This window comes from Sphingomonas larreae, assembly GCF_051400595.1.
Taxonomy (GTDB): Bacteria; Pseudomonadota; Alphaproteobacteria; order Sphingomonadales; family Sphingomonadaceae; genus Sphingomonas.
In genome coordinates, this window is record NZ_JBLFFI010000003.1 from 166,833 (window position 1) to 183,879 (window position 17,047).

Below are 17,047 nucleotides of genomic sequence, written 5' to 3' on the forward strand. Positions count from 1 at the left end.
TTCGAAACGTCTTTGAAGACTCATTCAGCTGTCATCGAGACGCCCTAGCGGCGCTGCTCAGGGAGCGAGCGGGCGCAGCCGCCTGACTCGCCGCACCGGGCCCTGCCGCGGGGTCCGTCCTAACAGGGAGTGAGTCATGGTCAGCTTCAGCCGTCGCAGCAAGTTCCTGCTGGCGACCTCCGCCACGTTGTTCCTCGCCTCGTGCGGCGCGGACGACGTTGCCTCGCCGGGCGCCGGCAGCCTGCCGATCACGATCGTCCAGCCCGCTCCCACGCCGACCCCGACCGCGCCGGCCGCACCCGCCGACCTGACCAATGCGCAGATTGCCTTTGTCTCCGCGCGCAATGGTGTGACCATCACTGCCGACGAGCAGGTGGCTATCCTCAAGGCCGGGCAGAACAATAACCTGCAGGGCTTCGGTAACACCTTGAACGGCGTGTACCCGGTAAGCGGTACTTCGCTGGCGACGGCGAGCAACCCGCAGACGGCGCTCGCCGATAGCAGCTTTATCCAGAACACCAGCTATGTCGGCGCGCTGAGCGGCCCCAACGACAACGCCTTCTCGGGCTGGACCTGCAGCTCCTCGGCGGCGACCTTCCTCAACAGCACGGCCTGCTCTGCCGTCCCCCCGATCGGCACCGGCGGTGCGACCGCGTCCTGCCCAACCGGCACGGTTGACGATGGCCTGGTTCAGAGCTTCCGTGCCTGCCGGCTGCCGCAGCTGATCTCGGCCGATCTGTCGTTGCCGAAGATACCCGGCGTCTTCTACCGTCTTCGCGGCCAGACCGAGGTCGGCGACATCAACACCTCAGCCGGCGCAACACTGACGATCGCGCCGGGAGCGGTTATCGTAGCTGACCCGACCGAGACCAGCAGCGATCTGCTGCTGGTAAACCGTGGCAGCAAGCTCAACGCGGCGGGCACAGCGGATGCCCCGATCATCTTCACCGCCCAGCAAAACTTGGGCGGCTCCCCGACTTTCAACGACGCTAGTCAAGGCCTGTGGGGCGGCGTGATCCTGCTTGGACGCGCGCCGACCGCGGTCTGCGCAAGCGGCACCGGGCCGAATGACGCCAACGGCAGCTCGACTACCTGCCAGCAGGGCATCGAGGGCGTGACCGGCCGCTTCTACGGCGGCACGGACAAGGCGGACAGCTCGGGCACGCTACAGTACGTCCAGATCCGCTACACCGGAATCGAGGTGAGCGCAGGCAATGAACTGCAGGGTCTCACCCTAGGCGGCACCGGGACCGGCACCACGATCGACCACGTGCAAAGCCACAACTCGTCTGACGACGGCGTCGAGATTTTCGGCGGCACGACTAACCTCCGCTACTTTGTCGTCACCGGCGCGGACGACGACGGTTTCGATGTCGACAATGGCTGGCGCGGCTTCATGCAGTTTATCATTGCGGCGCAGAAATCGATCGGCGCCACGGCGGACTCGTTCGCGACCGAGATCGATTCGAACGATGCCGAGGATGTGCTGCCGCGGACGTACGGGCGCTACGCCAACTTCACCTTCGTACAGCGCGGTAATTCGACCAACGCGCCCGCTGCGATCCGCTTACGCGGTGGTGCCGACTTCTCCTTCGTTAACGGCGTCGTGGTTGCGCCGGCGGGGGAGGCCTGCGTCAACTTGGTCGCTGGCAATACCGTGACAGACGCCGGCGGTACGACCCGCCCGGCAGCGGGGAATGAGCGAAGCACGATCCGACCTGCGGACTCCTCACTCCAGGACGTCGGCCCGCCGACGTTCAACTCGGTCTACTTCCAGTGCCAGGGCCGTTGAGGCGCCATCAGCCCTCGTGATGCTCGGCGAAGCCCAGGGCGTGCGTGTCAGCGCCGTCCTGGGCCCGCTCATAGAAACAGACTGGAACCTCCCGCCATGCGCCAGCGCACCTATGCCTCGCTTCTTCTCCTAACGACCACGCTGGTTGCGCCCGCGGCGCTGGCGCAGGCCGCGCCGCAAACGGGTACGCCGACCACGTCCGCTCCCGCCGGACCGCCACCGACGAGCACCACGACCGATCCTGCCGCCGCGCCCGTTGCGCAGGAGCAGGCGACCGCCACCGCCACGCCCGGGACAGAGCAGGGTACCGGTACCGCCACGGAGGAGCCGCAGGCTGAGGTCTCCGCCCCCGGACTGGATGCGGCGGGTGGCGGCGACATCGTCGTCGTCGGTCGCAACATTCCTAACACGATCCGCGCCACCGCGCAGGTGGTCAGCGTGCTCTCCAGCGCCGACATCGCGCGCACCGGGGAGGGCGACATCGCCGGCGCGCTGACCCGCGTCACCGGGCTGTCGGTGGTCGGCAATGGTTATGTCTTCGTGCGTGGCCTCGGTGACCGGTACTCCTCAGCGCTGCTCAACGGCTCGCCGCTGCCAAGCCCCGAGCCGCTACGCCGCACCGTGCCGCTCGACATCTTTCCGACCACCGTGGTCGGCTCCGCGCTGGTGCAGAAAACCTACTCCGCCAACTACCCGGGCGAGTTCGGTGGCGGTGTCATCAACCTGACGACCAAGGCGATCCCGGACGAAAACTTCTTCACCGTTGGCGCCTCGGGCGGCATCGACACCGAGACCACCGCCAAGCTCGGCTACACCTATTTCGGATCCAAGACCGACTGGCTCGGCTATGATGGGGGCGAGCGCAACGTTCCCGACTTCATCAAGCAAGCGCCGCTCGGCAATGGCGTTATTCCAAGCGCGCAGGTACTTCAGCTGTCGAACGCCCGCACGACACTGCTCCAGCGCAACAGCGATACGCCGGCCAATTACTCGGGAAGCCTCGACCTCGGCGTGACCGGCGACATCGGCGCGACCCGGGTCGGCTTGATCGGCAGCGTCGGCGTGTCGAACACCTGGCGGACGCGCAACACGACCCAGCAGGATACGGTCAGCAGCGACGGTACGGTGCGCAACGACTTTCAAACCGTGATCACCGACAACCGCGCGGTGGTGAACGGACTGCTCGGCTTCGGTGCAGAGTTCGGCGAAAATCGCGTACGCTGGACCAATGTCTACATCCACGACACGTTGAAGCAGGGCCGCGCGTCGGGCGCGACCGTGTACAACAACTCGAGCGGCAATCCGCTTTTCCAGCAGAACACCAACTGGTTCGAGCGCAAGCTGATCGAGACGCAGCTCGTCGGCGAGTTCAAGCCGATTACCGACCTGTCGATAGATGTGCGCGGCGCTTATGCCAACTCGCAGCGCAATTCGCCGTACGAGCGCGAGTTCATCTATCTTTGCAACACCGGGCTGACGAACCAAACCGGTGACGTGCCGATTACCGACCGCGGGCTAAACTGCCCGGGCGCGTGGCAGGCAACCAACGCCTTCGGTCGGTTCGCGACCGTGGTGTTCAGCGAACTCAACGAAAACCTCTACTCCGGCCAGGGCGATATCGCCTACAAGATCCCGGGTGAGCGGCCGATGACGGTGTCGGCCGGCTATTACTTCTCACAGAACGATCGTGTGTCGACTCGGCTGCCCTTCGTCTACCAGACCGTTTCCGGTAACGCGGTTCCATTCCCCTGCAACCTGCTACGTCCGGACTATCTGCTGTCGCCCGATGTGGTGAATGGCTGTCCGACGCCGGTTTCCGGCGATCCGGCGGCGACGGCGGTCCAGATGCGCTTCGACGCGGGGCAGAACGGCTCGTACGAGTATGACGCGCTGTTGCGCGTTCACGCCGGCTACGGACAGGTTGAGGCGGAGGCGTTTGACGGGCTGCGGGCCATCATTGGCGTGCGCTACGAGACCGCGACGCAGCGGGTGACCCCGATCAACGCCACGTCGACTCGGCTCAAAAACGATTACTTCCTGCCCGCGGCGACGATCACCTGGAACTTCGCCGAGAACCAGCAGCTGCGCCTCGCCGCCTCCAAGACGATCGCGCGCCCGCAGTTCCGCGAACTGGCGCCGCAGGCGTTCCGTGACTTCGAGTCGGATCGTCTGTTTTTCGGCAACCCGCGGCTCAAGGACTCGGAGCTGTACAACCTTGAGGCCCGCTACGAGTGGTTCTTCGCGCGCGATCAGCGCATCACGCTGGCCGGCTTCTATAAGCGGATCGAGAATCCTATTGAGCAAGTCGGCTTCTTCCCGACACCGGACGCGCGGCTTCAAACCGGCTTCACCAACCTCCCGCGTGCCAAGCTCTACGGCGCCGAGATCGAAGCGCAGAAGTACGTGCCGCTCGACTTCATCTCGGCTGGCATGGCGGGCAAGCGCGCGGTGCTGATCGCCAACTACACCTGGACCCACTCGGCGATCACAGCCGACAGCAGCTGCGTCCCGGGCGTGCTCGAAGGGACGACGCTGGGCGGCTGCCAGGCGAACTTTGCGCCGGCGCGGTCGCTGTTTCGCGACGGCGCGCCGCTCACCGGCCAGTCGGACCATCTCGTCAACCTGCAGCTCGGCTATGAGGACACCGACAACGGCACCCAGGCGACGCTGCTGTTCAATTATGCCAGTGAGCGGGTCACCAACCGCGGTCCGTCGTTGCTCGACGGCTCGGGCTTCCAGCCCGACATCATCGAGAAGCCTGGCATTCGGCTCGACTTCGTGATGCGTCAGCAACTGCAATTTGTCGGGCAAAAGGTCGAGATCAAGGCGGAAGCGCGCAACCTGACGGGCACCCGCTACCAGGAGTTCCAGACCTTTGACGGCGGTACCCGCGTCGACGTGAACCGCTACCGGCTTGGCCGCCTGTTCACGCTGGGCGCGAGCGTCAGCTTCTGAGCGCGCGCGGGTAGGTTCGAGCCCCTGGGGTCACCGGCCCCAGGGACGCTCGCGATACCATTTGGTGATAACATATTTCACTCCCGCGCGCACCTTCGTGCCATGATGAAGCGTCGCCGGATTGGGCGAGGCGTCGGCGCGGCGATTGTCCCAGCCGACCAGCTTGCCCGGCTCCGGTTGGATCGTCTTGTCGATCGCCTTGAAGCGCGTCGCACCGCCCGCCTGCGGCGCGTTGAGATAGACCATCAGCGTCCAGGTGCGATTGCCCGCGACGCTGCAGAAGCGTGCGAAGTCCGCGCCGGTCGGCTCGAAATAGTCGGTATGCGGCTTGAACTCCTGGCCGACTGCATAGCGCTGGCCTTGCAGCGGCTCACCGTACGCGGGATCCAGCCCGGTGATCGCCGCCAGGCGCTGGTTGACCGTGGCGACGAGCGGATCATGGTCGGGCAGGTCGCACGTCTCGCTGGTGCGGAACGCAGCGTCGCCATTGGGGTCGGCGATCGTTGAGGGCCGGCGGTCAGCGTCGATCCGCGCGATCAGCCCGGCGCATTCGGCCGGGTCCAGGAAATCGCGTTTGATGAACAGCGTGAGCTTGGGGGAGGGGACGCGCTGGATGCCGGGCTGTGCGCTCAGACGCGCGATGACGGGGTCGCTGGCCATGAGCGTGCTATATTCCACTTACAGCAAGGCTCACCAGCCGCAGAAATATTACACAAGCCGGCGACGCCGATGTAACAGGGCAATGGTGGCGGCGCACGCGGGAGTTCAGCCAAGCGCATGCGATTGAAGTTCGACGCCCGGGCGCGGGCGATCCTGCGGCGGTTGCCGGTGGTGAACGCTTACTCGGCGATCGAGCTGTTGCTGCTCGCCGCGCTGGCGGTGCAATGCGCGCGCTTGATGTGGGTTGTCGTTACCCCGGTCGCGTCGCTGGGAGCGTGGGTGCCGGCCGGTCCGACGATCCCGAGCGATCCCGGCGGCGTGCTCGCCAGCATCGATCCCTTCTATCGTGTCAGCGGGGCGGCAGCGGCGCAGGGCCCGGCGGTGGTCACCTCGCTCCAGCTGACATTGTTCGGTACGCGGATGGACAGTGCACAGGCGCGCGGCGCCGCAATCCTGGCCGGCCCGGACGGGTTGCAGCGCAGCGTCAGCGTGGGTGAGGAGGTCTCCCCCGGTGTGGTGTTGCGCGCGGTGGCGTTCGACCATATCACGCTTGAGCGCGGCGGCCAGCGCGAGGACCTGTTCCTCGATCAATCGACCCAGACCTCGCCTACCGACCCCGGCTCAGTGGCGCCGCCAACCGCCCCCGACCCCGCCGGCGCGCCGACGCGCACGCCGCCGCCGCCACGCTTGTCGGACGGCGAGGGCGGGGCGATGTCACCCGACCGGCTGCGCACCGACATCAGCGCCATCCCGCAGATCGAGGGCGGCCGCGTGACGGGACTCACCGTCCGCGGGCAAGGCGGCACCGCCTTCCGCGCCTCCGGGCTGCGTGACGGCGACGTGGTTCGTCAGGTCGCCGGCCGCCCCGTCTCCGGCCCCGCCGACCTCGATCAGTTCACGCGCGAGCGCGCCCCCGGCGGCTCGGTCCCCGTCACCGTCGAGCGCAACGGCCAGACCGTCTCACTCTCCATTCCGGTAAAATGATGCAGCGTTCCCACGCCTTTCTCCTGCCGCTCGCCATCGCCGCCACGGCGCAGCCGGTGCTCGCGCAGACCACGCTCAACGTGCGCGATGCCGACATTCGCGCCTTCATCGCCGACGCCGCGAAGGTGACGGGGCGGACCTTCATCATCGACAATCGCGTGCAAGGGAAGGTGACCGTGGTCACCGACCGGCCGCTGTCGCGTTCCGAATATCTCGAGGTGTTCCTCTCGACGCTGCGCGCCAACGGGCTGGTCGCGGTGCCGAGCGCCAACAGCGCCTTCCGCGTCCAGCCGATCGACAATGCGGCGAGCCAGCCGGGGCGGATCGGCCTCGCCGGCGCGCCGCGCAACCAGCTCGTCACCGAGATCATCCGGTTGCGCTCGGTCGACGCTGCCCAGGCGGTCGACACGGTGCGGCCGTTGGTCAGCGCGCAGGGATCGGTGACTGCCAATCGTGGCGGCAACAGCCTGGTCGTGGTCGATTTCGCGGACAATGTGCGGCGCGTGCGCGAGGTGGTGCGGCGGATCGACTCGGACACGTCCGCGACCCGGATCATCCCGCTCAAGAACGCGCGCGCCAGCGAGGTGGCGACCGCGCTGCAGGGACTGATCGGCGGTGCCGGCGCGGGCGGCGCGTCGGGGGCCGGCGGCGCCTCCGCGGTGGCGATCGAGAGCTCGAACGCGGTGGCGCTGCGCGGCGATCCGCAGACGGTCGCGCGATTGGCGGCGCTGGCGCGCGAGCTCGACCAGAGCGCGCGCAACGCCACCGAGATCCGCGTCGTCTTCCTTGAGAATGCCGACGCCAACCAGCTGCTGCCCGTGCTCCAGCAACTCGTCGGCCAGGCGCCCGATGCGATCGAGGAGCAGGCGCTCACCCGCTCGGGCCTGAGCAGCTCGAGCACCGGCTCGACCGGGGTCGGCGCGACGCCGCAGCCCGCCACGCGCTCGCGGCCGACGCAATCGACGACGCAGCAGTCGGGCAGCCAGCCGCAACAGGCGGCGATCACCGGGCAGGGAAATCGCACCGCCGCGGTGGTGACGCGCTATGCCGGTGCCAATGCAATCGTGGTCGCCGCTCCGGCCGACATCCAGCGCCAGCTCTCCGACGTGATCCGCCAGCTCGATCAGCGACGCCAGCAGGTGCTGGTCGAGGCGATCGTCGCAGAGGTGTCGGATTCGACAGTCAACCGGCTGGGCGCGCAGTTCATCCTCGGCAATCTTGACGGCGGCGCCTTCGCTGCCTCTACCTTCAGCAACTCCGCGCCCAATATCCTCCAGATCGCGGGGGCGATCGGGGCACGCGAGCTGGCGAGCTCGACCACCACGACGATCGCCAACGGCGTCACCACCACGGTGACCAACAATACGCCGTCGGACACGCTGACCCAGTCCGCCATCAGCTCGATCATCGGCTCGCAGGGTGGCTTCGGCGGCTTTGGCGGGCAGATCGGCAGCACCATTTTCGGCGCGATCATCAATGCGGTGAAGAGCGACAATACGTCGAATTTGCTCCAGGTGCCGCAGATCATGACGATCGACAACCAGGAGGCGCACACGCTCGTTGGCCAGGAGATCCCGATTACCACCGGCGAGGCGCTGTCGAACAATTTCGACAATGCCTTCCGCACTACGCAGCGGCAGAATGTCGGCATCGGGCTCGACGTCCGCCCGCAGGTGAATTCATCGGGCACGATCAAGATGAACCTGCATCTCGAGGTCAGCTCGATCGCCGGCCCGGTGTCGAACAACAACTCGGACCTCATCCTCAACAAGCGCGAGGTCGAGACCGTGCTCACCGTCGATGATGGCGCGATCGGCGTGATCGGTGGGCTGCTCTCGGACGAAGAGCGCCGCACGATCGAGAAGATCCCGCTGCTCGGTGATATCCCGGTGTTGGGCAATCTCTTCAAGTCGCGGGCGAAGACGCGGGCGAAGACCAATTTGATGATCTTCATCCGGCCGACCGTGATCCGCAGCGCAAGCGACAATCGCCGGGTGACCGAACAGCGCTACGGCTATCTCCGTCTCCAGCAGGCGGCGCAGGAGCCGCTCGCTGAGCCTTCGATCGATACGCTGGTGCGCGACTATATGGGGACCACGCCGCCGCTGCCGCCCGCCGGCCAGCCGGGCAGCATCGAGGACCCACGCGTCGCGGTGCCCGTGTACCGCAATTCGACGACGGTGATCCCGGGAGGAGACAGGCGCAAGTGATCGTGCGTACCGGAGCCGAGATCGACGCCGCCGCCGCGCCGTTGTCGCCGCCGGGCGAGGGCGTGACGGTGCCGCCCGCGGTGCTGCCGCCGGTGGCGCTGCCCTATTCGTTCGCGCGGAAGTTCGGGGTGGTGCTCGACCAAGGTGGAACGGTGGGCACGCCGCAGGTGGCGCTGCGCGAGGGGGCCGATCCGCGCGCGCTGATCGAGGTGCGCCGCGTGCTCGGGCGCGCGTTCGATGTCGCGGTGGTGCCGGTCGCGGCCTTCGACCGGCTGCTCAGCGACAATTATGCGATGGACGGCCAGGCCACCGCCGCGGCCGCGGTGGGCATGGGCGACGAGCTCGATCTGCTCGCCGAGGGGCTGCCGACCGCGGAGGACCTGCTCGACACCGCCGACGACGCCCCCGCAATCCGGCTGATCAACGGCATCATCGCCGACGCCGCGCGCAATGGCGTGTCCGACATCCATATCGAGCCGTACGAGACCGGCCTGGTGGTGCGCATGCGGATCGACGGCGTGCTGCGCGAGACGCTGCGCATGCCGCCGCATGTCGCGCCGGTGGTGGTGAGCCGGATCAAGGTGATGGCGCGGCTCGACATCGCCGAGCGGCGCGTGCCGCAGGACGGGCGTATGGGGCTGACGCTTGGCGGCAAGTTGCTGGACGTGCGCGTCTCGACGCTGCCCAGCCGCGCCGGCGAGCGGGTGGTGCTGCGCATCCTCGACAAGGAGAATGCCGGGATCGATCTCGATGCGCTCGGGATGACCGCGCCGATGTACGCTTTGCTGCGGGAGGTGATCGCCGAGCCCAATGGCATCGTGCTGGTCACCGGGCCGACCGGCAGCGGCAAGACGACGACGCTCTACGGCGCGCTGCGCCTGCTCAACGACGGCAGCCGCAACATCCTGACGGTCGAGGATCCGGTCGAATATGCGGTCGAGGGCGTCGGCCAGACGCAGGTGAACAGCAAGGTCGGGCTCACCTTCGCAGCCGGGCTGCGCGCGATCCTGCGCCAGGACCCCGACGTGGTAATGGTCGGCGAGATCCGCGACCGCGAGACCGCGGAGATCGCGGTGCAGGCCTCGCTCACCGGGCACCTCGTGCTCTCCACCGTCCACACCAACGACGCGGTCGGCGCGATCACGCGCATGCGCGACATGAAGGTGGAGCCGTTCCTGCTCGCCTCGACGCTGCGGGCAGTGATCGCGCAGCGGCTGGTGCGGCGGTTGTGCACCAACTGTCGCCACGCGGTGCGCGCGGGCGACACGGTAGCGCCGCTGCTCGGCGTCGATCCCGGCGCGACCGTGTACGAGTCGGTCGGCTGCGAGCAGTGCAACCGCACCGGTTTCCGCGGCCGCATCGGCGTGTTCGAGGCGGTGCGAGTCGATGCGGTCGTGCGCCGCATGATCAACGAGGGCGGCGACGAGGACGCGATCGCGCGACATGCCTTCGCGCAAAGCGATACGCTCGCGACCGCGGCGCGCCGGCTGGTCGAGAATGGCCAGACCACCGCGGAAGAGGCGGTGCGCGTGTCGCGCAGCGAGAACGCCGACGCCGCCGAGGTGGCCATCACCAATGCGTGATCCGATGAGTCGCTCCCTCGCGCTCTGTCGGTCATCCCCGCGAAAGCGGGGATTCAGACGCGCGGGGCTTCGTCATAGAGCCGCGCCGTCACCGTATATGGATCCCCGCTCGCACGGGGATGACGGTGCGGCGAAGGTGGAGCACGCCCGACCCGCCTGTCGCTCTCGTCGGGCGTGCCGCCGTGGCTGACTTCGACTATTTGGCGATCGACACGCGCGGCAACGAGACCCGCGGGCATGTCACCGCCGCGGACGTCGCCGCGGCGCGTGCCGCGCTCGATCGCCGCCGCCTCTACGTCGTGCGCATCGACCCGGGCAGCGCGCCCGCGACGCGGCAGCGCCCATTGTTCGGGCTCGAGCTCGGCCGTGCCAAGATGTCGGGCAAGCAGCTGACATTGTTCACGCGCCAGCTCGCCACGCTGAACCGCGTCTCGCCGCTGGAGGAATCGCTTCGCACGATCACGCGCCAGACGGAGCAGGAGCGGGTCCGCGCGATCGTCCAGACCGTCCACGCCGGTGTGGTCGAGGGCCGGCGTCTCGCCGACGCGATGGCGCGCGAGCCGAAGAGCTTCCCGCCGCTCTACCGCGCGATGGTCGCCGCGGGTGAGAGCTCTGGGACGCTGCCCGAGATCATGGAGCGACTCTCCACCCTGCTCGAGCGCCAGGCGGAGATCCGCGGCAAGCTGCTGACCGCTATGGCCTATCCCAGCGTGCTGTCGGCGGTGGCGTTCAGCGTGGTGATCGCGCTGATGACCTTCGTCGTGCCTCAGGTCGTCGAGCAGTTCGACACCGTCGGCCAGGAACTGCCGTTGCTCACGCGCTTGATCATCGCGCTGTCGGACCTGCTGGTCGGCTGGTGGTGGCTATTGCTGCTGATCGTGGTCGCGGGCGTCGGCGGTGCGGTGCTGGCGCTGCGCCAGCCACCGATCCGACTCGCCTTCGACACCTGGCTGCTGCGCGTGCCGCTGATCGGGCGGCTGTTGCGCGACCTCCATGCGGCGCGGATCGCGCGCACGCTCTCTACGATGGTGGCAAGCCGCTTGCCGCTGCTCGAAGGATTGGCACTGACCGCCGGGACGATCCACAACCGCCGGCTCAAGGCGGCGTCGGACGAGATTACCGAAGCGATCCGCGGCGGCGGCAGCCTCTCCACGGCGATGCGCCGCACCGGCGTGTTCCCGCCGCTGCTCGTGTATCTTGCCGCGAGCGGCGAGGCGGCGGGGCGGCTTGACGAGATGCTCGAGCGCGCCGCCGACTATCTCGAGCGCGAGTTCGACCGCTTCACCGCCACCGCGCTGTCGCTGCTCGAACCGTTGATCATCGTCGTGATGGGCGCGATCGTTGCCACGATCGTGCTGTCCATCCTGCTCCCGATCCTCCAGCTCAACACCTTGGCCGGCCAGTGAGACCCTTGATGCACAACGAACAGACGCAGCGTCGCAAGAAGAAGAACGGCTTCACCCTCGTCGAGCTGATGGTGGTGATCGTGATCATCGGCCTGCTCGCGACGATCGTCGCGCTCAACGTGCTGCCCTCGGGCGACACCGCGCGGATTCAGAAGGCCAAGGCGGACATTGCGACGATCGAGCAGGGGCTCGAACTCTATCGGCTCCAGCTGGGTACCTATCCCTCGACGACGCAGGGCTTGCAGGCCCTGGTGACCGCGCCAGCCGGCGCGGACGCGGCGCGCTACCAGGCCGGCGGCTATGTCAAGAAGCTGCCCAAGGACCCGTGGGGCCGCGACTATCTCTACGCGTCGCCCGGGCAGCACGGCGCCGCGGACGTGTGGACGCTCGGTGCCGACGGCAAGGATGGCGGCGAGGGGATCGATGCCGACATCGGCTCCTGGCAATAGGCGCCGGCCGGCGCGGGAAGCGCGACGCCGGGCGCACGGTGTCCGGCGTGCGATGGAGTCCCGCGTCGTTCTCACACTCCTCCGACATTCCGAACTTGGTCAGGTATCCACTCGAGGCCCGGAGCTGTGGCTGCTGCGGCATGGTGGATCCCGGAACGAGTCCGGGAAGACGGCGGAGCAGGGGGGAAGAATCGCGGCGGGACCAGCGGGCGTGCACCGCTATCAGCCTCTGCATACCACCAGCGGCTTTACGCTGATCGAACTCATGGTCGTCATCACCGTGATCGGGCTCGCTTCCGCCGCGGCGGTGCTGGCGATGCCCGACTCGCGTGGGCGGCTGGCTGACGAGGCAGCGCGTTTCGCGGCGCGCGCACGCAGCGCTCACGACGCCGCAATCATCGAGTCGCGCCCGGTCAGCCTGTGGGTCACGCCTACCGGCTATGGCTTCGATCAATGGCGCGGCGGTCGTTGGACGCCGATGGAAACGCCGCTTCAGGTCGAGCAGTGGCGCCCCGGCACCGCCGCGGCAGGGCTGGTGCGCGAGCGCGTGATCTTCGACACCACCGGCCTGGCGGATCACCCGCTCACGGTGACGCTGACGCGCGAGGGCGCGCGCACCGATGTCGTGATCGAGTCTGACGGGCGCGCGCATGTCGCGGGCTGAGCGCGGCTTCACGCTGATCGAAATCATGGTGGCGCTGGCGGTGTTCAGCCTCGCCGCGCTCGCCCTGGTGCGGTTGGAGGGGCAGACGATCCGCTCGACCGGCGTCGTTGCCGCGACACTGCTCGCGCAGACGGTCGCGCGCAATGTCGCGATCGAAGCGGTAACGGACGCGCAGCCGCCGGTGCGCGGGCGCAGCAGCGGGGTGGAGCAGAACGGCGGTCGCGCCTGGACCTGGACGCGCGAGGTGCAGCCGCTCGGCGACGGTGACGTGATGCGCGTGGACGTGAGCGTCAGCGATGCCAGCGGCGCGGTGCTCGGGCGCATGACGATGGTGCGCCCGCCTGCACCGGCACTATCGGTGGACGTTGCGGGATGAGTGCGCGTCGCGACGCCGGTTTCACGCTCGTCGAGGTGATGATCGCGCTGATGATCTTCGGCATGATCGCCGCCGCGGGCGTGGCGTTGCTGGCGTTCAGCGTGCGCGCGCAGGGCGCCAGTGCCACGGCGCTCGACGATACCGGCGCGCTCAACCGTTTGTCGGCGATCCTCACCGCCGATCTGGCGCAGGCGCAGGACCGTACCACGCGGGACGTCAACGGCGTGCGGCTGCCCGCCTTCAGCGGCGATGCGACCGCGACCCCGCTGTTGCGGCTCGTCCGTGCGGGCTGGAGCAATCCCGATCAGGCGCCGCGCGCCGACCTGCAGAAGGTGGAGTATCGCCTTGCCGGCGACGGCCTCGAGCGCGTCGCCTATCCCGCGCTCGACGGCGCCGCGCCGCTGCCTCCCGCGCTGTTGCTCGATCGCGTCCGCACGGTGCAACTGCGCTTCCGCTACCGCGGGGCCTGGAGCGATACGTGGCAGGGTAACCCGCGCGCCGCGTTGCCGCAGGCGGTGGAGCTCGTCGTGGTGCGGGACGATGCCCGGCCCTACCGGCTGCTGTTTTTTGTCGGCACTGGGGCAGGACGGGTTCAGGAGAGCGGGGCCGGGAGAACGAACGGCGCGGGAGGCACGAACGGCGGCGCGTCGGGGGGCGGCGGGGTGCCGGTGCAGATGCCGGGAGGCGTCGATGCGCCGCGATGAGCGCGGCGCCGCGCTGCTCACCGTGCTGCTGCTAGTGGCGGTGATCTCGGTGATGGCGGCGAGCGCGCTGGAGAAGCTGCGCCTGTCGACCCGGCTCGCCGCGAACGCGGTCGCGCTCGATGCCGCGCGTGGCTATGCCTATGCCGCGGAGACGCTGGCGACGACGCGAGTTACCGCGCTGCTGAGTCAGACGCGCGATCGGGTGGCGCTGACCGGCGGGTGGAGCGGGCGACCGTTCGGCCTGCCGATCCCGGGTGGCAGCGCGACCGCGCGCGTCACCGATGGGGCGAACTGTTTCAACCTCAACAGCCTCGCCACCCGCGGCCCGGACGGCGACTATGTCGTCAACGGCGAGTCGCTGCAGCAATTCCAGTCGCTGATGCGTCTTCTGCGCGTGCCGGACGGCGATCGCATCGCCGCCGCCGCCGCCGACTGGATCGACAGCGACGACGCGCCGCTGCCCGGCGGTGCGGAGGACAGCGACTATCGTGGCTATCGCACCGCGGGCGTGCTGATGGCCGACGTCAGCGAGCTGCGCGCGGTGCGCGGCGTCACCCCGGAAGCGTATCGCGTGCTGCGTCCCTTCCTCTGCGCGCTGCCGCTGGCCGAGCGCAACGTGCTCAACGTCAACACGCTGCTGCCCGAACAGGCGCCGCTGCTGGCGATGCTAATGAATGGCTCGCTCAGCATCGAGGCGGCGCAGGGCGTGCTGCTGCGGCGTCCGCCGACGGGCTGGTCCGGAGTTGGTGAGATGTGGACGCAGCTCGCGACCCAGGGTGGCGGTGCGTCCCAGTTGGGTGCGACACAGTCGACCAGCGTCAAGACTTCGTGGTTCGCGCTGCGCGTCGACGTCACGCTCGGCGCGGCCGAATTGCACGAACAGGGACTGATCGACGCGCGGACCCTTCCCGTGCGGCTCGTGACACGGCAATGGGGAGATGCGCCATGACCGCTGCCACGCTCATCTTCCTCCCTCCCGCCGATGGCCAGGACTGGCGCTGGTGGCGGATTTGCGACGATCGGATCGAACGCGAGGGCGAGGGCATGCCCGCGCTCGACGGGATCGAGCCGGTGATCGCGGTCGCACCCGCCGACGCGGTGACGCTGCACTGGGCCGAGCTGCCGGCGCGCTCGCCGGCCCAGGCGCTGGCGGCGGCGCGCGTCGTGGTGAGCGACGCCACCGCCGAGCCGGCGCAGGAGCTGCATGTCGCGGTGGGCGCCGAGCGTGACGGTGAGCGCACCATCGCGGTGGTCGCCCCCGCGCGCATGGCCGCCTGGATCGAGTCGCTGGCGCGTGTCGGGATCGATCCGGCGGCGATCGTGCCCGCGCCGCTGCTGCTGCCTGCGCCGGCGGAAGGCTATGTCGGTGCCGAGCTGCCCGGGCAGCGCGTGGTGCGCGGACGGAATAGCGGCTGGGCCGACGAGCCGCTCCTGACCGAGTTGATCACCGGCGGTGAACGTCCAACCGCGCTCACGCGCGACGTGCTGCACCGCGCCGCGGTGGCCGCGATCGCCGCGCCCGCGATCGACCTGCGTCAGGGTCGCTTCGCGCGGCGGCGGCGTCGGGCGGTCGATTGGGCGTTGCTGCGGCGGCTCGCGCTGCTGGTCGGTTGCATCCTGCTGGCGACGCTCGCGATCGATCTGGTGCGGATCCTCCGTTATTCGCTCGGCGCCGACGCGATCGAGGCGCAGGCGGACGCGGTAGCGCGTCAGGCGCTGCCGCGCGGGGCGGACACGGGCGATTCGGCGCGTCTGCTCGGCGAACGGCTGACCCGCCTGCGCGGGCCGGGGCAGGGCTTCACGCGCACCGCCGCGGCCGTCTATGCCATCGTCGAGGCCATTCCGGAGAGCGAGGTGACCGCGCTCCAGTTCGAGCCGAACGGCGCGTTGCGGGTCTCCTTGTCGCTGCCCGGCGAGGCGCAGGCGAACACGCTCAAACAGCGGCTCGCCGGCGCCGGTTTCACGGTGGAGTCGAGCGTGTTTCAACAGGCCAACAACCGGCTCACCGGCGACATGACGGTGCGTCCGTGAACGCGGCGCGGGCTTGGTTCGAGTCGCGCTCGCTGCGCGAGCGGCGGCTGATCGCGATAATGGTGGCGCTGCTCGTCGTCACCTTGGTGTGGGCGGGTGTTATCCTGCCCGTGCGCAACGGTCTGTCCTCGTCGCGCGCGCGCTACACCGACGCGGTGGTGCGGCTCGGCGCCGCGCAGACCGGGCTGCTGCAGGTCAAGTCGCTCCAGCGCCGCGGCGCCACCGCGCTGGGCGGGTCGCTGGCCGACGTGGTACGCGCGCGCGCCGACGCGGCGGGCTTTGCGCTCGCCTCGCTCGACGTGGTCGCGCCCGATCAGATACGCACCTCCATCACCAGCGCACGGGCGGGCGCGTTGATGCGCTGGATTGCGGGCCTCGAGCAGGAAGGTGTCCTCGTCGACTCGCTCAGCGTCAGCGGCAGCGGCGGGGGCAGCGTCACCGCGCAGCTCACGTTGCGACAGCGGGGGAATTGATGCGCATTCGTCTCGCTACCGGGCGGCGCGCCCTGTTCCTTGCACTGTTCGCGCTGGCGATCGCCGCCTTCCTGCCGATGCGGCTGGCGCTGGGCTGGGCCGGGCTTGACGCGCAGGGCTTTACCGCGCGTGAGGTGACCGGCAGCCTGTGGTCGGGTCGGCTGGTCGAAGCGCGCTTCGGCGATATCGCGCTCGGCGACCTTGACGCTGGTGTGTCGCCGCTGGCGCTGCTGATCGGGCGCGCGCGGATCGCGCTGACCGGCGCGGGCGAGGATCCGTCACGGCAGCTGTCGGGCGTGGTCGAGCTCGCGCGCAACCGGGCGGCGGTGATCGGCGCGCGCGGGCCGGTGGCACCAGGCAACGCCTTCGCGCCGCTACCCGTCACCGCCCTCGACCTCGACGACGTGACCGTGCGGTTCGTCGATTCGGCGTGCGAGCAGGCCGAGGGCCGCGTCCGCGCCACGCTCTCGGGCCAGTTCCTCGGCCAGCCGCTGCCCGGCGCGATCAGCGGCGCGGCGCGATGCGATGCTGGCGCGCTGTTGCTGCCGCTCACCAGCGGGGCGGGCGAGGGCGTCAATCTCCGCCTGTGGCAGGACGGCCGCTATCGCGCCGAGCTGACGCTGGTGCCGAGCGATCCGGCGGTCGCCGCCCGGCTCGACGCCGGCGGATTTGTTGCCAACGGCGCGGCGCGTACCTTTGCGGTGGAAGGTAGGTTCTGAGCGCCTTGACGAAGGGCGGTGCGCCCCGCTAGGGACCGGCC

At 69.0% G+C, this 17,047-nt stretch carries 15 protein-coding genes; 14 read left to right on the top strand and 1 reads right to left on the bottom strand.

Going from position 1 to position 17,047, the window contains the following annotated elements:
• The first annotated feature begins 136 nt into the window (after positions 1 to 136).
• Together ACMGDM_RS12325 and ACMGDM_RS12330 are read left to right on the top strand one after the other, a co-directional pair.
• Positions 137 to 1,792, top strand: coding sequence for a beta-helix domain-containing protein (locus ACMGDM_RS12325; RefSeq protein WP_436804416.1), 1,656 nt, complete (start codon positions 137 to 139; stop codon positions 1,790 to 1,792).
• A gap of 96 nt (positions 1,793 to 1,888) precedes the next feature.
• The gene (locus ACMGDM_RS12330) at positions 1,889 to 4,747 is read left to right on the top strand and encodes a TonB-dependent receptor domain-containing protein (protein WP_436804417.1); all 2,859 of its coding nucleotides are present in this window, start codon (positions 1,889 to 1,891) and stop codon (positions 4,745 to 4,747) included.
• Between the two features lie 30 nt (positions 4,748 to 4,777).
• Here ACMGDM_RS12330 and ACMGDM_RS12335 read toward each other — a convergent pair whose 3' ends face one another.
• Positions 4,778 to 5,407 carry a prolyl hydroxylase family protein gene (locus tag ACMGDM_RS12335; RefSeq protein ID WP_436804418.1) on the bottom strand — a complete coding sequence of 210 codons (630 nt, stop codon included), beginning with the start codon at positions 5,405 to 5,407 and terminating at the stop codon, positions 4,778 to 4,780.
• A 117-nt stretch (positions 5,408 to 5,524) separates the two neighbouring features.
• On the opposite strand from ACMGDM_RS12335, the gene ACMGDM_RS12340 reads away from it, so the two are divergent.
• The 12 genes from ACMGDM_RS12340 (at position 5,525) to gspN (ending at position 17,006) form a co-directional block, all read left to right on the top strand.
• Positions 5,525 to 6,391, top strand: a complete 867-nt coding sequence (locus tag ACMGDM_RS12340; RefSeq protein ID WP_436804419.1) for a type II secretion system protein N — start codon at positions 5,525 to 5,527, stop codon at positions 6,389 to 6,391.
• The gene (gspD, locus tag ACMGDM_RS12345; RefSeq protein WP_436804420.1) at positions 6,388 to 8,601 is read left to right on the top strand and encodes a type II secretion system secretin GspD; all 2,214 of its coding nucleotides are present in this window, start codon (positions 6,388 to 6,390) and stop codon (positions 8,599 to 8,601) included. The genes ACMGDM_RS12340 and gspD overlap by 4 nt, the downstream gene beginning before the upstream one ends.
• Before the next feature lie 41 nt (positions 8,602 to 8,642).
• Complete coding sequence (locus tag ACMGDM_RS12350; RefSeq protein ID WP_436804827.1) at positions 8,643 to 10,184, top strand: GspE/PulE family protein; 1,542 nt, start codon at positions 8,643 to 8,645, stop codon at positions 10,182 to 10,184.
• A gap of 182 nt (positions 10,185 to 10,366) precedes the next feature.
• A complete protein-coding gene (gene gspF / locus ACMGDM_RS12355; protein ID WP_436804421.1) occupies positions 10,367 to 11,590 on the top strand; it encodes a type II secretion system inner membrane protein GspF in 1,224 nt (407 codons plus the stop codon).
• Positions 11,591 to 11,598: 8 nt separating this feature from the next.
• Positions 11,599 to 12,039: a type II secretion system major pseudopilin GspG gene (gene gspG / locus ACMGDM_RS12360; protein ID WP_436804422.1), complete on the top strand. Its 441-nt coding sequence runs from the start codon at positions 11,599 to 11,601 to the stop codon at positions 12,037 to 12,039.
• A 211-nt stretch (positions 12,040 to 12,250) separates the two neighbouring features.
• Positions 12,251 to 12,703: a GspH/FimT family pseudopilin gene (locus ACMGDM_RS12365; RefSeq protein ID WP_436804423.1), complete on the top strand. Its 453-nt coding sequence runs from the start codon at positions 12,251 to 12,253 to the stop codon at positions 12,701 to 12,703.
• Positions 12,690 to 13,079 carry a type II secretion system minor pseudopilin GspI gene (gene gspI / locus ACMGDM_RS12370; RefSeq protein WP_436804424.1) on the top strand — a complete coding sequence of 130 codons (390 nt, stop codon included), beginning with the start codon at positions 12,690 to 12,692 and terminating at the stop codon, positions 13,077 to 13,079. The genes ACMGDM_RS12365 and gspI overlap by 14 nt, the downstream gene beginning before the upstream one ends.
• Entirely contained in the window at positions 13,076 to 13,783 is a 708-nt protein-coding gene (gene gspJ / locus ACMGDM_RS12375; protein ID WP_436804425.1) for a type II secretion system minor pseudopilin GspJ, read from the top strand. The genes gspI and gspJ overlap by 4 nt, the downstream gene beginning before the upstream one ends.
• Positions 13,770 to 14,732: a type II secretion system minor pseudopilin GspK gene (gspK, locus tag ACMGDM_RS12380; protein ID WP_436804426.1), complete on the top strand. Its 963-nt coding sequence runs from the start codon at positions 13,770 to 13,772 to the stop codon at positions 14,730 to 14,732. The genes gspJ and gspK overlap by 14 nt, the downstream gene beginning before the upstream one ends.
• On the top strand, positions 14,729 to 15,814 hold the full coding sequence (gene gspL / locus ACMGDM_RS12385) for a type II secretion system protein GspL (protein WP_436804427.1): 1,086 nt from the start codon (positions 14,729 to 14,731) through the stop codon (positions 15,812 to 15,814). Before gspK ends, gspL begins: the two co-directional genes overlap by 4 nt.
• Complete coding sequence (locus ACMGDM_RS12390; RefSeq protein WP_436804428.1) at positions 15,811 to 16,287, top strand: type II secretion system protein M; 477 nt, start codon at positions 15,811 to 15,813, stop codon at positions 16,285 to 16,287. The genes gspL and ACMGDM_RS12390 overlap by 4 nt, the downstream gene beginning before the upstream one ends.
• Positions 16,287 to 17,006 (top strand): type II secretion system protein N, encoded by a 720-nt coding sequence (gene gspN / locus ACMGDM_RS12395; RefSeq protein WP_436804429.1) that lies wholly within the window; start codon positions 16,287 to 16,289, stop codon positions 17,004 to 17,006. Before ACMGDM_RS12390 ends, gspN begins: the two co-directional genes overlap by 1 nt.
• Positions 17,007 to 17,047 lie beyond the last annotated feature (41 nt).